At 66.8% G+C, this 15,098-nt stretch carries 14 protein-coding genes; 6 read left to right on the top strand and 8 right to left on the bottom strand.

All coding sequences use genetic code 11. The features are described from left to right. Nucleotides 1–9 precede the first annotated feature (9 nt). A complete protein-coding gene (locus MQH10_RS08170) occupies nt 10–810 on the bottom strand; it encodes an SDR family NAD(P)-dependent oxidoreductase (protein ID WP_242563572.1) in 801 nt (266 codons plus the stop codon). A gap of 102 nt (nt 811–912) precedes the next feature. Here MQH10_RS08170 and MQH10_RS08165 point away from each other — a divergent pair, with 102 nt between their 5' ends. Further along, on the top strand, nt 913–1,455 hold the full coding sequence (locus MQH10_RS08165; protein ID WP_242563571.1) for a GNAT family N-acetyltransferase: 543 nt from the start codon (nt 913–915) through the stop codon (nt 1,453–1,455). On the opposite strand, the gene MQH10_RS08160 is transcribed toward MQH10_RS08165, so the two are convergent. Further along, entirely contained in the window at nt 1,445–1,612 is a 168-nt protein-coding gene (locus MQH10_RS08160) for a hypothetical protein (RefSeq protein WP_242563570.1), read from the bottom strand. The genes MQH10_RS08165 and MQH10_RS08160 overlap by 11 nt on opposite strands. Nucleotides 1,613–1,883: 271 nt before the next feature. Here MQH10_RS08160 and MQH10_RS08155 point away from each other — a divergent pair, with 271 nt between their 5' ends. Then, nucleotides 1,884–3,164, top strand: a complete 1,281-nt coding sequence (locus MQH10_RS08155) for an NRAMP family divalent metal transporter (RefSeq protein ID WP_242563569.1) — start codon at nt 1,884–1,886, stop codon at nt 3,162–3,164. A 182-nt stretch (nt 3,165–3,346) separates the two neighbouring features. On the opposite strand, the gene MQH10_RS08150 is transcribed toward MQH10_RS08155, so the two are convergent. Beyond that, nucleotides 3,347–4,384, bottom strand: coding sequence for a ligand-gated ion channel (locus MQH10_RS08150; protein ID WP_242563568.1), 1,038 nt, complete (start codon nt 4,382–4,384; stop codon nt 3,347–3,349). 536 nt (nt 4,385–4,920) lie between these two features. Here MQH10_RS08150 and MQH10_RS08145 point away from each other — a divergent pair. Beyond that, a complete protein-coding gene (locus MQH10_RS08145; RefSeq protein WP_242563567.1) occupies nt 4,921–6,672 on the top strand; it encodes a carboxylesterase/lipase family protein in 1,752 nt (583 codons plus the stop codon). Nucleotides 6,673–6,853: 181 nt separating this feature from the next. Here the strand turns inward: MQH10_RS08145 and MQH10_RS08140 are convergent, their stop codons facing one another. Both MQH10_RS08140 and MQH10_RS08135 read right to left on the bottom strand, forming a co-directional pair. Then, nucleotides 6,854–7,570: a hypothetical protein gene (locus MQH10_RS08140; RefSeq protein ID WP_242563566.1), complete on the bottom strand. Its 717-nt coding sequence runs from the start codon at nt 7,568–7,570 to the stop codon at nt 6,854–6,856. 92 nt (nt 7,571–7,662) lie between these two features. Continuing rightward, the gene (locus MQH10_RS08135; protein WP_242563565.1) at nt 7,663–8,304 is read right to left on the bottom strand and encodes a nucleoside 2-deoxyribosyltransferase; all 642 of its coding nucleotides are present in this window, start codon (nt 8,302–8,304) and stop codon (nt 7,663–7,665) included. A 594-nt stretch (nt 8,305–8,898) separates the two neighbouring features. Between MQH10_RS08135 and parS the strand changes: the two genes are divergently transcribed. Together parS and MQH10_RS08125 are read left to right on the top strand one after the other, a co-directional pair. Then, complete coding sequence (gene parS / locus MQH10_RS08130) at nt 8,899–9,375, top strand: type II RES/Xre toxin-antitoxin system antitoxin (protein ID WP_242563564.1); 477 nt, start codon at nt 8,899–8,901, stop codon at nt 9,373–9,375. Further along, complete coding sequence (locus tag MQH10_RS08125) at nt 9,372–9,848, top strand: RES family NAD+ phosphorylase (RefSeq protein ID WP_242563563.1); 477 nt, start codon at nt 9,372–9,374, stop codon at nt 9,846–9,848. Before parS ends, MQH10_RS08125 begins: the two co-directional genes overlap by 4 nt. Here the strand turns inward: MQH10_RS08125 and MQH10_RS08120 are convergent. The 3 genes from MQH10_RS08120 to MQH10_RS08110 form a co-directional block, all read right to left on the bottom strand. Then, entirely contained in the window at nt 9,845–10,447 is a 603-nt protein-coding gene (locus MQH10_RS08120) for a hypothetical protein (protein WP_242563562.1), read from the bottom strand. The genes MQH10_RS08125 and MQH10_RS08120 overlap by 4 nt on opposite strands. A gap of 288 nt (nt 10,448–10,735) precedes the next feature. Further along, nucleotides 10,736–14,023: a carbamoyl-phosphate synthase large subunit gene (gene carB, locus MQH10_RS08115; protein ID WP_242563561.1), complete on the bottom strand. Its 3,288-nt coding sequence runs from the start codon at nt 14,021–14,023 to the stop codon at nt 10,736–10,738. Between the two features lie 200 nt (nt 14,024–14,223). After that, nucleotides 14,224–14,430, bottom strand: a complete 207-nt coding sequence (locus MQH10_RS08110) for a cold-shock protein (protein WP_242563560.1) — start codon at nt 14,428–14,430, stop codon at nt 14,224–14,226. A gap of 246 nt (nt 14,431–14,676) precedes the next feature. Here MQH10_RS08110 and MQH10_RS08105 point away from each other — a divergent pair, with 246 nt between their 5' ends. Then, nucleotides 14,677–15,090, top strand: coding sequence for a cupin domain-containing protein (locus MQH10_RS08105; RefSeq protein WP_242563559.1), 414 nt, complete (start codon nt 14,677–14,679; stop codon nt 15,088–15,090). Nucleotides 15,091–15,098 lie beyond the last annotated feature (8 nt).

Raw genomic sequence — 15,098 nt, 5'->3', positions numbered from 1 at the left:
GGCCCCCGGTTAGCGGATCGAGAAGCCGCCGTCGATGACCAGCTCGGCCCCCGTGACATAGCGGCTTTCCTCGGAGGCCAGCCACAGCACGCCGTTGGCGATGTCCTCCGGCCAGCCCTTCTTGCCCAGCGGCACGGCCTCGGCGGTCATGGCGTCCAGCGTCGCCGGTCGCGAGGGCCGGGCGTTGTCGCCAGGCTCGCCGGTGCCGACGATGGTGTCCCAGATCGGCGTCTCGATGATGCCCGGATGAACCGAGTTCACCCGCACCCCGTCTTTCACGCTGGCGCATTCCAGCGCGACCGACTTGGTGAACAGCCGCACCGCGCCCTTGGAGGCGCAATAGCCGGCCAGGATCGCCGAGCCCTTGAGGCCGGCCACCGAGGACATGTTGATGATCGAGCCGCCGTCGCCGGACAGGCGCATGACGGGCAGGGAGTGTTTCACCCCCAGGAACACGCCGTCGATATTGATGGCGTTCTGCAGCTGGAACTGGGCCAGCGGCATGTCGACCACCGAGCCGGAAAAGGCGACGCCGGCGTTGTTCACCAGAATGTCGAGCCGGCCATGCCGGGCCTTCACCGCGGCGGCGACGGCGATCCAGTCGGCTTCGACCGTGACGTCGTGGTGATGATATTCGGCCTGGCCGCCCTTGGCCTGGATGGCCGCCACGGCCTCGGCGCCCTTGTCGTCCTGCACGTCGGTCAGCACGATGATCGCGCCTTCCTCGGCCAGGCGCTCGGCGCTGCTGCGCCCGATACCGCTCGCGCCGCCCGTGATCAGGGCCACCTTGCCCGCTACCCGTCCGCTCATGTCGTTTCCCCTTATCGTTGATAACCTGCTTGCTTCACGCCTAGCCGAGAGCTCCGCCCTTGCCCAGCTTCAAAGCGGCCATGGCTGTGCTAGAGCCGGGGCATGACGATCACGATCCGCCCCTGCGGCCCCGCCGACGCCGCGGCCCTCGCCCTGGTGGGCCAGGCGACCTTCCTGCAGAGCTACGCCGACAGCCTGCCGGCGGGGGACATCGCCCTGCATTGCGCCCACGAGCATGGCGAGGCGCGTTACGCGGCCTGGCTGGCCGATCCGGCCTATCGGATCTGGGGGGCCGAGGTGGCGCCGGGCGGGGCGCTGGTCGGCTATGCGGTGATGAGCCCGCCGGATCTGCCGGGCGCGGACCAGCCGGGGGATGTCGAGCTCAAGCGGCTCTATCTGCTGCACCGGTTTCACGGCGGCGGGACCGGGGCGGCGTTGATGCGCGCGGTGGTCGAGGCGGCGCGCGCCGGGGGCTTCCGGCGCCTGCTGCTAGGGGTCTATGGCGAGAACCAGCTCGCCATGGACTTCTACGCCCGCCAGGGGTTCGCCCGGGCGGGCGTTCGCAAGTTTCAGGTGGGCGCGCAGGTCTATGACGATCTGGTCCTGGCGCGCCGGCTTGACGAGGACGCGCCGCCTACCAGGTGACGTGGCCCTGGGCGGTGAGCAGGCCAATCAGCATTGCGGCGCCAAGCGCGATGATGATCCCGACCACCAGCAAGTCTGTCGCGCCTTCGAAGCGCTCCAGAAGGTGGCCCTTACGATGATGATGGACTTCGGCCTCTTGGCCGGTCTCTGACTGCATAACGTTCCCTCGCATTCTGATTGGAGGTCGATGCCTCTGTCCCAGTCTGCGACGGGCGCCCGAAAGGGCGTGACCGGCTGGTCTTGAGGGCCGCCGGCGCGCGCCCTATCCGCGCCCGCCAAAGCTGGGCACTGACCCGACAGTGCGCTCCGAACGCGGACGGGTCAATGATCTGACGCTCGCGTCAAAAAGGCGCTCGCCGCTCGACATCCGCCGCGCCCCTGGGCAAGGGTTCGGCCGACTGGGTTCCTCGCGCCTGCCAGAGGGTTTTGTGACCGACCGCACCGGACGCCCCCGCCGCTTCAACCCCTTCACAGCGCTCGGACCCGGCCTGATCACCGGGGCTGCGGACGACGACCCCAGCGGCATCGCCACCTATTCCCAGGCCGGGGCCGGCTTCGGCCTGCAGATGCTGTGGACCGTGGTCCTGACCTATCCCTTCATGGCCGCCTTCCAGTCGGTCTGCGCCCGCATCGGACGGGTCAGCGGTCGCGGCCTGGCGGCCAATATCCAGCGCGTCTTCCCGCCCTGGATCGTCGTCGGGGTGGTCGGCCTGCTGCTGATCGCCAACATCCTCAACATCGCCGCAGACCTCGCCTCGATGGGCGAGGCGGCCGCCCTGGTGATCGGCGGGGACCAGCACCTCTACACGGCGGGCTTCGCCCTGGTGACCCTGGCTCTGCAGGTCTTCGTGCCCTACCACCGCTATGTGCGGCTCCTGAAGTGGCTGACGCTCGCCCTGTTCGCCTATGTCGCCGTGGCCTTCATCGTCCATGTTCCCTGGCTCGCGGTGCTGCACGCCACCGTCATGCCGAAGCTCAAGTTCTCCGCCGAGGAGGCGACCCTGGTGGTGGCGGTGTTCGGCACCACGATCAGCCCCTACCTGTTCTTCTGGCAGGCCTCGGAAGAGGTCGAGGACATCGCCCCGGCCGGCGAGCACCCCCTGACCCAGGCGCCCGCCGAGGCGCCGGCGGCCCTGCAGCGGATCGGCTGGGACACCTATGTCGGCATGGCCTTCTCCAACCTGATCGCCTTCTTCATCATCCTGTCGACGGCGGTGACCCTGCACGCCGCCGGCGTGACCCAGATCCAGACGGCGGGGCAGGCGGCCAATGCGCTGCGCCCCATCGCCGGCGACTTCGCCTTCGCCCTGTTCGCCCTGGGCATCATCGGCACCGGCCTCCTGGCCATCCCCACACTGGCCGGCTCGGCGGCCTATGCGCTGTCCGAGGCGCTGGGCTGGAAGGAGGGACTGGAGCGGCGGTTCAGCGACGCCCAGGGGTTCTACGGCGTCATCGCCGTGGCGATCCTGGCCGGCCTGGCGCTGAGCTATTCGCCCCTCGACCCGATCCAGGCCCTGTTCTGGAGCGCGGTCGTGAATGGCGTGATCGCCGTCCCGCTGATGGTGGTGATCATGCTGGTCGCCACGGCCCGGACGATCATGGGCGGGTTCATCGCCACCCCCCTGCAGCGGACCGTGGGCTGGGCGGCGGTGGCGATCATGGCCGTCGCCTCGGCGGTGATGTTCAGCCAGTTCGCCCGCAGCGGCTAGGCGCGCCTGACCTCACGATGAGAAGGACCTGGGGGCATTGTCTCATGGCCCCGGCGAAATCGCCGACCTGTTTCGACGGGCGTTTGACGTCAACATGGACGACTGAGTTCGGCGTGGCGTGAATTATAAAATAATGAATTAAAACAATATATTAGTTTGTTGCAAGCTCGCCATCGGAGTCGTCACCTCAGGCCGATGAGCAGGGCGGTGGAGGCGGCGAAGGTGGCCAGCATGGCGGCCAGCAGGCGGCGGTCGGCCTTCTGCACCGCGATGGCCTGCGCCTCATCGGCGCCGCGGGGATTGGCGACGATCACCCGGATGAGGGTGAGCAGGATCAGGGCGTAGGCGACCAGATAAATCTTATCCATCAGGATCAGATAGCCGAGGTCAGGCAGGCCGTCGGAATAGCTCTTCTGCAGGAACACGGCGGTCAGCAGCGCCCCGGCCGGGAGGGCGGTGCGCACCTCCAGCTCCAGCGGGCCGATCATCAGGGCCGACAGGGCGGCGACCAGCACGATGAACAGGGGCAGCAGCAGCTTCCAGTAGAAGAAGCTCAGGGGCCGGGTGATGTCGATGCTGAACCGGGCGCCGGAATAGGCGGTGGCCGCGCCGCCCTCGCCCAGCGCCGAGCCATAGTCGTGGCGGAAGGTCTCGGCCGTCCAGCCGTTCAGCTTCCAGCCCGGCACCTGCAGGGTGCGGCCCATACCGCTGTCGGCCCGGTCGATCACATAGGCCAGCGCGTCTGAGCTGTTGGTGGTGTCCTCGACCAAGATCGAGAGATGCTGCCGGTCCAGGGGATAGTCGGCCAGCGAGAAGGGCTGCACGAAGCGGCCCTCGATGCGGAAGATCTGGTACTTGGAGCCGTCCTTCAGGGTCTCGGGCTCGGGCAGGATCGCCTCCTGCTGCTTGCCCCATTCGTCGCCCATGTTGGTGAATTCGATGGTGCCGGTCGGGTCGATGGCGCCCGTCCAGCGCAGCCAGACATAGGTGTCGACGTAGTAGGTGTTGCTGGCCATATCCAGCTGGTAGACCGACTGCGGATAGAAGCCGACCTTGACGATCTCGGCGGTCTTGGGCGGCGTCTCGACCGGGACATAGACGCCCTTCAGCGCGCCCTCGGGCTTGGCCGGCAGGTGCGGCGCGGCGAGCGCCAGACCGGGCGCCGCGAACAGCGCCGCCATCGCGGCCACCAGCCGCCAGAACCGCCGAACCCCACCCACGCCAGACCGCCCCCGCTACGCGAACCACCAAGCTTGAGCATGGCTCAACCGTAGGCGGCGGGGCAAGGCGGGGGGCGGGAAATGGGGCGGGCTGCGAAGGATTTGTCCACGAACCACACGAACCACACGAACGGAGGCGTGGGCGCGGCCAAGTTGCTCCCCTCTTGGGGACCGCTGCGTAATTCCGCGCTTGCCGGTTTGCGCCCCTCTCCCCCTTGCGGGGAGAGGGTAGGGTGAGGGGGGTTAGCGCCGAAGCTCTTTGACTTCACTTCGGAATTTCAGCCTTCGAACCTACCTACGCCCAGCTAGCACCCCCACCCCAACCCCTCCCCGCAAGGGGGAGGGGCTTATTGCAACGGTCCCCAAGAGGGGAGCAACTCTGGCGCGCCTGACCGGATCAGGGGTGCGCAGCCTGCTCGTGTGGTTCGTGGACCAATCTTGCGACATGTCGGCCGCGCGGCAGATCCCGGGTTTCCCGTTCGACGCGGGCGGCCAAAGCCCCTATCTCTCCAGGCAACAAACAACGGGGGGATGTCATGAAGCGCCTGGTCTCATGGGTCGCGGGATGTGTGCTGGCCGCGGGCGCGGTCGCCGCCCTGGCGCAGCCGCCCGCCAAGGCCTCCGCCGTGGAACGCGTCGCCGATGCCGCCACGGCGCGGGTGCTGAAGGACGGACCCCTGGTGGGCTATGTGGACGCCGAGACCGGCGCCCAGGCCTGGCGGGCCATTCCGTTCGCCAAGCCGCCGGTGGGGCCCCTCCGCTGGCGGGCGCCGCGGCCGGCCGAGCCCTGGACGGCGACCCGCGTCTCCACCACGCCCGCCCCCTGGTGCCCCCAGCAGCTGAGCGCCCTGGACGGGGTGGGCAAGGAGAAGTTCGGCCAGATCGCCGGCCAGGAGGACTGCCTCTATCTCGACGTCTACGCCCCGCCGATGAGCGCCGAGGCGGCCGCCAAGGCGAAGCTGCCGATCATGATGTGGATCCATGGCGGCTCCAACACCTGGGGCCGGGCCGAGCAGTATGACGGATCGGCGCTCGCCGCCCGGTTCAAGGTGGTGGTCGTGGTGGTGCAGTACCGCCTCGGCGCGCTCGGCTGGTTCGCCCATCCGGCCCTGCGCGAAGGCGGCGCCATGCCCGATGACGCCTCGGTCAATTTCGGAACCCTGGACCAGATCCGGGCGCTGGAGTGGATCCAGGCCAATGGCGCGGCCTTCGGCGGCGACACCGGCCGGGTGACCATCTTCGGCGAGAGCGCCGGGGGCCAGAACGTCGCGACCCTGCTGACCAGCCCCCGCGCCAAGGGGCTGTTCCACCGCGCCATCGTCCAGTCCGGCGGCTTCAAGTCCGAGCCCCTCGCGCTCGCCGAAGGCGACACCGGCGACCGGCCGGAGGGGGGCCTGAAGATCGGCGGAAAGCTGGTCGGCGACGGCAAGCCGGTGACGGCGGAGGCCCTGCGCGCCGCGCCGGTCAGCGCGATCTTCGACGCCTACAAGACCGAGACGCGCCAGCTCGACCCCTTCCGCCTGATCGCCGACGGGGTGGTGATCCCGGCCGCGGGGCTGGATTCCGGCCTGGACAACCCGGCCCACTACAACGCCGTGCCGGTGATCACCGGGACCAATCACGACGAGATGAAGCTGTTCAACGCGCTCAATCCGAAGTTCGTGACCTATGTCGCCGGCAAGCTGCCGATCGCCCGCGACCCGGCCTTCTATGAGGCGGCCTCGCTCTATCCGAGCCGCATGTGGCGCTCCAACGCCGTGGACACGCCGGCCGCCCGCATGGTCGCCGGCGGCCAGACCCAGGTCTGGACCTATCGCTTCGACTGGAAGGAGGAGGGCAAGATCCTGGTGACCGATCTGGGCCAGCTCCTGGGCGCCGGCCACAGCCTGGAGATCCCCTTCGTGTTCGGCCACTTCAAGCTGTTGGGCGCCTTCGATCCCCTGGCCTTCAACAAGGACAATGCGCCGGGGCGGATCGCGCTGTCGGACACGATGATGAGCTACTGGGCCAATTTCGCCGCGACCGGCGCGCCGGGGCGGGGCGTGGATGGGACGCTGCCGGAGTGGAAGACCTGGTCGGCCGCGCCGGGCGCGACCAACCTGATGGTGTTCGACAGCGCGGCCGGCGGCGGGGTGCGGATGATCGTCGACCACGAAAGCCCGGCGCGGATCGCGGGCGACCTGCTGGCCGATCCGAGCCTGAAGGGGGATGAGCAGCGGTGCCAGATCCTGCAGGGGCTGGCGAAGGACAGCGCCGAGGTCCGGGCGGCGGCGGGGCGGTGTGGGTAGGGGGTTTAGGCGCTGGAGCTTGCCGGGTAGGCAGCGGGGGCTGCGAGGCCGCTAAGAAATTTGACCACGAACCACACGAACCACACGAACGGGGCGGGGGCGTGAAGTGTGGTGGTGGCTAGGCGTTTCAGCTGCTGAAGAGTTACGTTCCCTAGACCTCTCAACTCAAACTGTGATTGCCTCAGGCGGCCCGCATTGCCGTCGTCGCCTCCCACTCTCGGCGGACGTGAGCAGGAAGGCTCAACCTCAGGTCGTCCACTAAGGAGATTTTCAGTAGTTCAAAGGCGCTGGAGACTCCGGTCCACGCCGAGATCATTCTCTCTTGGCCGCGCTCGATTTCATGCCGCACATTAAGTACCGACCGCAGGTCCAGCTTGCCTGTCATGATCCAGCTTTCGACCCTACCTCGAGTGTAGTTTAATATATTTATGAAAAGATGCCTGTATTCATCGTTCACTCTAAAGTAAGTGCAGATGCGCGTCATGAGGCACCGCAATATTAGGCGCTCATCCCCATTTAGAAGTGTTCCGTCGCCATCAAACCGATAGCCGGCGCGGTCAATCTCAAGGCAGAATTGGTAGAGGCTGGCTCGTTCGCCGCGGCCACTTTCCCGTTCAATTGCGATCGCTTGGAGTTTGCTGCAGAGCTCATGTGTCGCGGCCCATGCATCGATCTCCCTGTCAGGGAGGTTGCGTGCGATGTCGCCGAGGGCGTGCGGCACAGGCGCTAGCGCAAGATGCTGTTCGCGCAACATCGCCTCGAAACCCGAATAGGCTTTTAGAATCACGCCATTGAACAGCCGGGTCCGCCCAGGTTCGTTCGACCTTTCGTCAGTTAGGAGGCGCGTGGCCATCCGGATCAGGGTCCGGAACCTAATAGGGGAGAGGACGTCTGACATGTTGCCAGTTCCCACACTCAAACCTCAATCTGAGATTCGAGGACAAGATCGATCGTCCACCTCAACAGTTAACAGAGAGTCTAGCGGCTGAGCTATTTCGGGTTGCTGTTAGCGAATAGATTCAGCGACCGACGGATGGTTGCGATCAGGCCATCTGCGAAGGCAAGATCGTCCTCCAAGTCCCAGATCACAGTGGTGCAATGGTTGGTGTCGAAATGGGTTTTCGCCAAATCAAACTTGTTTCGTTCGCAGATGTATATGACCGGCTTGCCAAGGCCCTCAGCATAGCCCGCTTCCCAGTAAGCGCCTGAATTGTCGTGAGTTAGATCTACAATAACAAATGCTGCATCGCGAATTTGAGCGCGCATGATATTGTCGATGATCCCGGCGCGCGCGACATCGCGAAGATCGACAAGATCATATCCTAAATCAGTCCGTACGCGCGGCTTGATGACGCTTCGTGACAATTCGTCGAGCGAGGGATCGCCGAATTTCATTGCCATAAAACCATAGGACCCGCGCGTGAGCCCCTTTTGCTCTGCTTCGTACCGATCCCAGCCATCTAGGGTGAGGTCATATGAGGTCGATGTAACTATGCCGCCGTGCGCACGTGTTCTGCTGTCAGTGCCAGCTGGTGAGACCAGTCCCTTGTCTTGCGCCGCCACTATCAAGCGAGTGAGAGCTTGATGCGACGCGCATCCGATCCACGGTCCCGCCGCCTCGTCGAGTAACACTGGCTCGCCTGATTTGAGTACGCGATCTCCGATATACCTAAGTAAGTTGGTCACCTGTTGCGAAGGATTGGGCAATCTAAGCTCCGCAGTTGCTCGGAGAGCTTCGAAGGTAATAATTGGGCCCCGGCCCCCTTGGTTTGTGCGAATTCGATGTGAGATGATTGCGCGTTCTATGGAATTGGGGTCGAGCGTCGACAGAATATCATCGTCAGCTTCTCGAGTTACCCCAAAGCGGCCGCACGACTCGCAGTCGAAAAATTGAGTTAGGCCGTCAGTGCCAAGTGGAGAGCAAAGGCCGTCGAATCTGCCACGACAGATTGGGCAAGGCACGCGTTTCGCAAGATGATTTGACACTGATGTTGCCCTCGCACGAATTCCAAACGGGTAGCGCCTTGCGTTCGGAAATTGGGGAAATCGGGGACATGATACCTTATTTCCCGACTTGGCCGGGCTGATACCGTGCGGGGAAATAGGTATCATGTCCCTTCGTCCTGCGCTGGCGCGGGGCACGGCCTGCCTCTTGCGGGGGGCAATCTCGCGGCCTTTCCAATTGCTCGTTGGCGCATTATATTTGCTCTGAGGAGCAATTTCGCCATGACCCTGACGATCCTGAACCCGCCCGTGCCCCTGAACCATGGCGTGGGTCAGTCCTGTCTGGAGGTCTGGCGGGCGACGCCGCATGCGCGGCATGGCTGGATCAAGGCGGGGTATCCGGCGCGGGACGCCAAGGCGCTGCTGCAGGCGCTGGACCTCAATCAGGCCGGCGTGTTCCGGGCGCTCAACCTGTCGGTCGCGACGGTCAATAAGAAGGCCAAGGCGGGCGAGAGGCTGACCACGGATGAGAGCGAGCGGGTGCTGGGCGTCGCCAAGCTGATCGGCCAGCTGGAGGCGATCGTGGAGGAGTCCGGCGATCCTGTGGGGTTCGACGCGGCGGCCTGGATGTCCCGCTGGCTGAGCGAGCCGCTTCCGGCGCTGGGGGGCGTGAAGCCGATCGACTTGCTGGACACCATGGAGGGCCAGGCCCTGGTGTCGCGGAGCCTCGCTCAGATGCAGAGCGGGGCGTTCGCTTGATCCTGTGGCGGATCGGAACCGATGCGCCGAGCTATCAGGCCGATGATCTGTCCGGCAAGGGCGCGGAGATCAGCGGCGGGCGGTGGAACCTGCCAGGGGTTCCGGTCACCTATGCGGCCGGGTCCCGGGCCTTGGCCTGTCTTGAGACCCTGGTTCACCTGAACGCCGGCGGCCTGCCGTTGAACCGCTATCTGGTGGAGATCACCGTTCCCGACAGCATCTGGGCGGCGGCGCGGGTCGAAAGCGCCGCCAGCCTGCCCGTCGGTTGGGACGCCATGCCGGCCAGTCAGACCAGTCTTGAATTTGGGACGGCCTGGCTCGCTGCGCGATCGTCGGCCTTGCTGGTCCTGCCCTCGGCGATCGTGCCGGAGGAGGCGAATGTGCTGATCAACCCGCGGCATTCGGATGCGGCGGCGGTGACAGCGCGAAAGGTCCGGAAGTGGACCTATGATCCGCGGCTGTCGCGCGCCTAGTCCCATTCCCGGTATTTCTTCGGGCGGCCGTGGGGGGCGAAGAGGCCGGGGAACGGAGCTTTGCCCATGCGGTATTCGCACCAGACGTCGCCTTCCGGGCAGACATATTCCCCGTCGAACTGTTTCTTCAGCTTGGGGCTGACCACCGCATAGAGCGGGGCGTCGCGGACGCCGGCGGCGAGTTTGTCGGCGCAGGCCTGGCGTTCCTGGGGCGTGAGCGCCAGGAGGTCCTTGGACTCGCAGCCGATGAGGGCGCGGAGTGACTTGCGGGCGGGCTCCTGGGCGCCGCCGGGCTCGGGCTTGACGCGCCAGTCGCCCAGGGCGGCCTGAGGGGGCGTGGGCGGGGCGTGGGGCCTTGGCGCGGGGGACGGGCTGGCTCGGGCGTCGGACGGGGCCTGGGCGGCCTGGCGGGGCGGCTGGGGGGCGTGCTGCGGCCTGAAGGGCGGCGGGACCAGCAGGACCTCCATGGGACGGAGGTCCGGCGGTTCAGGCAGGGCGTGGGTGAGCGACAGGCCGGCGAAGATCAGGGCGTGGGCGAGGAGGGCCGTGGCGACGGCCGCCGCGCGGCGTCTGGCTCTGGATGTGGGGGGACCCGGCATGGGGGAGCCATGCGGGGAGAATGAGGGCGGGGTGTGTCGGTTGTGTTTCGGGGTCCGTGTTTCAGGGCGGTGGGATCGCTAACTCTAGCCCCTCCCCCTTGCGGGGAGGGGTTGGGGTGGGGGTGTCGGCTGAGCGTCAGCGGTTTCGAAGTTGCGGCGCCAGCGCGCAAATCAATCGCGTCGGCGCTGACACCCCCTCACCCTACCCTCTCCCCGCAAGGGGGAGAGGAGCGCCAACCTTCAGGCGCCGTATAGCGGACAGGTCTGCGGGAAGGGGCGCTTGCAGCCTTACGCGTAGCTCTGCAGCGGCCGCACATCGAGCGGGCCCTCGGCCGTGGCGGCGATGGCCTGGGCGGCGGCGAGCGCGCCGGCGGTGGTGGTGAAGTAGGGGGTCTTCATCATCAGGGCCGTGCGGCGGATCTCGAAGCTGTCGGCCAGCGACTGCTTGCCCTCGGTGGTGTTGAACACCAGCTGGACGCCGCCGTTCTTCATGACGTCGACGATGTGGGGGCGACCCTCCAGCACCTTCTTGACCACTTCGACGGCCAGGCCCTGCTCGGCGAGATAGCTGGCGGTGCCGCTGGTGGCGAGCACGCGGAAGCCCTGGGCCAGGAGCAGGCGGACCGGCTCGGCGATCCAGGCCTTGTCGGCGTCGCGGACCGAGACGAAGACGCAGCCGGACTGGGGCAGCTTCACGCCGCCGCCCAGCTGGGCCTTGGCGAAGGCCCGCGCGAAGGCGGGCGCCAGGCCCTCGCCCTCACGCCGCCAGTCGAGGCCCATGACCTCGCCGGTCGAGCGCATTTCCGGGCCGAGGATGGTGTCGACCCCGGCGAAGCGGGCGAAGGGGAAGACGGCTTCCTTCACCGCGATGTGGTCGTAGGGCTTGTCGGCGAGGCCGAAGCTCGCCAGCGGCACGCCGGCCATGATCTTGGCGGCGATGGCGGCGATCGGCTGGCCGATGGTCTTGGCCACGAAGGGCACGGTGCGGCTGGCGCGGGGATTGACCTCGAGCACGAAGATCCGCGGGGCGTCGGAGTGCGGCTCCTCGATGGCGAACTGCACGTTCATCAGGCCGCGCACATTGAGCGCCCGGGCCATGGCTTCCGTCTGGCGCTTCAGCTCGGCGATGGTGTCGGGCTTGAGCGAGAAGGGGGGGAGGGAACAGGCCGAGTCGCCCGAGTGCACCCCGGCCTCCTCGATGTGCTCCATGACCCCGGCCACGAAGACGTCCGTGCCGTCGCACAGGGCGTCGACGTCCACCTCGGTGGCGCGGGAGAGGTACTGGTCGATCAGGACGGGTGAGTCGCCCGAGACCTGGACGGCGGTGCGGATATAGCGGTCCAGCTGCTCGTCATCGCGGACGATCTCCATGGCCCGGCCGCCCAGCACGTAGGAGGGGCGGATGACCACGGGATAGCCGACCTTGTGGGCGCCTTCGAACGCCTCCTCGCGGGAGCGGGCGATGGCGTTGACCGGCTGGGCGATCTCCAGGCGGTGCAGCAGCTGCTGGAAGCGCTCGCGGTCCTCGGCCAGGTCGATGGCGTCGGGGCTGGTGCCAAGGATCGGGATGCCGGCGTCTTCCAGGGCCTGGGCGAGCTTCAGCGGGGTCTGGCCGCCGAACTGGACGATGACGCCCAGGAGTTCGCCATTGGCGCGCTCGACGTCGATCAGCTCCAGCACGTCCTCGGCGGTGAGCGGCTCGAAGTAGAGGCGGTCGGAGGTGTCGTAGTCGGTGGAGACGGTCTCCGGGTTGCAGTTGACCATGATCGACTCCACCCCGATGGCCTCGAGGGCGAAGGCGGCGTGGCAGCAGCAATAGTCGAACTCGATGCCCTGGCCGATGCGATTGGGACCGCCGCCGAGGATGATGGCCTTCTTGGCGCCCGAGGGCTCGCTCTCGCACTGGGGCGTCTGGCCTAGCGCCCCGGTCTCATAGGTCGAGTACATGTAGGGGGTGGCGGCGCGGAACTCGCCGGCGCAGCTGTCGATGCGCTTGAAGACCGGGCGGACATTGAGGGCGTGACGGGCGGCGCGGACGGCGGCCTCGGTCTTGTGGGTCAGCCTGGCCAGGCGGGCGTCGGAGAACCCTTGCGCCTTCAGCGCGCGGAAGCCTTGGGCCGTGGTCGGCAGGCCGGCGGCGCGGACATGGCCCTCGGCGCGGACCAGGGTCTCCAGCTGGCGCAGGAACCAGGGCTCATAGGAACAGGCGGCGTGGATCTCGTCCTCGGTCAGGCCGTGGCGATAGGCCTGGGCGATGACCCGCAGGCGGTCGGGGGTGGGGGTGTTGAGCGCGCGGACGATGGCGGCATGGCCGGTGTCCGGATCCTCGGCGCCCTCGATCTCGACCTCGTCCAGGCCGCTGAGCCCGGTCTCCAGGCCGCGCAGCGCCTTCTGCAGGCTCTCGGCGAAGGTGCGGCCGATGGCCATGACCTCGCCCACCGACTTCATGGCGGTGGTCAGGTGGGGCTCGGAGCCCGGATACTTCTCGAAGGCGAAGCGCGGGATCTTGGTGACGACGTAATCGATGCTGGGCTCGAACGAGGCGGGCGTCGCGCCGGTGATGTCGTTCATCAGCTCGTCGAGGGTGTAGCCGACGGCGAGGCGGGCGGCGACCTTGGCGATCGGGAAGCCGGTGGCCTTGGAGGCGAGCGCCGAGGAGCGGGAGACCCGCGGGTTCATCTCGATGACCACCATGCGGCCGTCCTTGGGGTTCACCGCGAACTGGACGTTAGAGCCGCCGGTCTCGACGCCGATCTCGCGCAGGACGGCGATCGAGGCCGCCCGCATGCGCTGATATTCCTTGTCCGTCAGGGTCAGAGCCGGGGCGACGGTGATGCTATCGCCGGTGTGGACGCCCATCGGGTCGATGTTCTCGATGGAGCAGACGATGATGCAGTTGTCCGCCTTGTCGCGGACGACCTCCATCTCATACTCCTTCCAGCCCAGCACGCTCTCCTCGATGAGGACCTCGGTGGTGGGGGAGAGGTCGAGGCCGCGCTCGACGATCTCGCGGAACTCCTCGACATTATAGGCGATGCCGCCGCCGGTGCCGGCCAGGGTGAAGGAGGGGCGGATGATGGCGGGCAGGCCGACGAACTCCAGGCCTTCCATGGCCTCGTCCATCGAGTGGGCGGCCTTGGACTTGGGGCTTTCGAGGCCCAGGTGGTCCATGGCGTCGCGGAACTTCTGACGGTCCTCGGCCTTGTCGATGACCTCGGCCTTGGCGCCGATCATCTCGACGCCGTACTTTTCCAGCACGCCCATCTGCTCGAGGGCGAGCGCGGTGTTGAGCGCGGTCTGGCCGCCCATGGTGGGCAGGAGCGCGTCGGGGCGTTCCTTGGCGATGATCTTCTCGACCATCTCAGGCGTGATCGGCTCGATATAGGTGGCGTCGGCCACGTCCGGATCGGTCATGATCGTGGCCGGGTTCGAATTGACCAGCACGATCCGATAGCCCTCGGCGCGCAGGGCCTTGCAGGCCTGGACGCCCGAATAGTCGAACTCGCAGGCCTGTCCGATCACGATCGGGCCAGCGCCGATGATCAGGATCGAGGAGATGTCGGTACGTTTGGGCATCTATGGCTCGCGCGCGAGGGCCGCGCGGACAGACGCGCTGTGGCCGGACAGGTTGCAGGTTAAGGCGCCCGTTTAGAGACGGAGTCGCACTCGCGCAAGCACGGAGGACCGCGGGCCGTCCGGATACGAAAATGGGCCGGCCCGAAGGCCGACCCATCAAATTCGCAAACCCTTGAGCCCTAAGGCCCCAAGGACAGACACTAGGCCTGCAGGTTGCCAGCGGACATCTTGCCGCTGCGCTTGTCGCGCTCGAGTTCGTAGGTGATCTTCTGACCCTCGTTGAGGCTCCGAAGACCGGCGCGTTCGACGGCGGAGATGTGCACGAAGACGTCCGCTCCGCCTTCATCAGGCTGGATGAAGCCATAGCCCTTGGTGGCGTTGAACCACTTCACGGTGCCGGTAGACATAGAGATATTCGTCCTTGGATAGATATTCCCCAACGCCCAAGCCCAGGCGGCGGGGATCAAATTTCGGGGGGGTCGGAAGCAGGTCCGGTACGCCTGGCGACGCTTGGAATACAGCCGAACCTACGAGTTTGACGCGACCACTTTGGATCAATCGTCAGTTGATGGCAAGTCTGGCCGAAACGCTCGCTGGGTGATCTGTTGCGCTTATGCGACGCCCCGCCCGGACGCCGCTTTCGGAGCCCGCCGATGAAGCCCCTGATCCTCGCCTGCGCCCTCGCCTTGGCCCCGGTCTGCGCGCTCGCGCAGGGCGCTCCGGTCTCCGCGCCGATCGGGGTCTTCGACCAGACCATGACCGGCCAGCCCCTGGCCGCGCCGCCCGCGCCCCTGGAAGTGAAGGTGTCGAAGACCACCATCCCGCCGGGCGGCCAGCTGCCGCCGCACAAGCATCCCTGGCCGCGCTACGCCTACATCCTGGCCGGCGAGATCGAGGTGACCAATCTGGAGACCGGCCTGGTCCGCCGCTTCAAGGCCGGCGAGTTCGCCATCGAGTCCCGCGACCAGTGGCACAAGGGCCAGGCCGTGGGCGACGCGGCGGCCGTGCTGCTGGTGATCGACCAGGCGCCGCCCGGCGTGACCAATGTGGTGATGAAGGCGCCCTGAGCCGGCGC

This window comes from Phenylobacterium aquaticum (genome assembly GCF_022695515.1).
GTDB lineage: Bacteria > Pseudomonadota > Alphaproteobacteria > Caulobacterales > Caulobacteraceae > Phenylobacterium > Phenylobacterium aquaticum.
This window is presented reverse-complemented; position numbering and strand designations above follow the sequence as displayed.

Excerpts from the sequence above, each read along its gene's own strand:
- MQH10_RS08170 (WP_242563572.1), bottom strand. The coding sequence starts at position 810 with ATGAGCGGACGGGTAGCGGGCAAGGTGGCCCTGATCACGGGCGGCGCG.
- MQH10_RS08165 (WP_242563571.1), top strand. The coding sequence starts at position 913 with ATGACGATCACGATCCGCCCCTGCGGCCCCGCCGACGCCGCGGCCCTC.
- MQH10_RS08160 (WP_242563570.1), bottom strand. The coding sequence starts at position 1,612 with ATGCAGTCAGAGACCGGCCAAGAGGCCGAAGTCCATCATCATCGTAAG.
- MQH10_RS08145 (WP_242563567.1), top strand. The coding sequence starts at position 4,921 with ATGAAGCGCCTGGTCTCATGGGTCGCGGGATGTGTGCTGGCCGCGGGC.
- MQH10_RS08140 (WP_242563566.1), bottom strand. The coding sequence starts at position 7,570 with ATGTCAGACGTCCTCTCCCCTATTAGGTTCCGGACCCTGATCCGGATG.
- parS (WP_242563564.1), top strand. The coding sequence starts at position 8,899 with ATGACCCTGACGATCCTGAACCCGCCCGTGCCCCTGAACCATGGCGTG.
- MQH10_RS08120 (WP_242563562.1), bottom strand. The coding sequence starts at position 10,447 with ATGCCGGGTCCCCCCACATCCAGAGCCAGACGCCGCGCGGCGGCCGTC.
- carB (WP_242563561.1), bottom strand. The coding sequence starts at position 14,023 with ATGCCCAAACGTACCGACATCTCCTCGATCCTGATCATCGGCGCTGGC.
- MQH10_RS08110 (WP_242563560.1), bottom strand. The coding sequence starts at position 14,430 with ATGTCTACCGGCACCGTGAAGTGGTTCAACGCCACCAAGGGCTATGGC.
- MQH10_RS08105 (WP_242563559.1), top strand. The coding sequence starts at position 14,677 with ATGAAGCCCCTGATCCTCGCCTGCGCCCTCGCCTTGGCCCCGGTCTGC.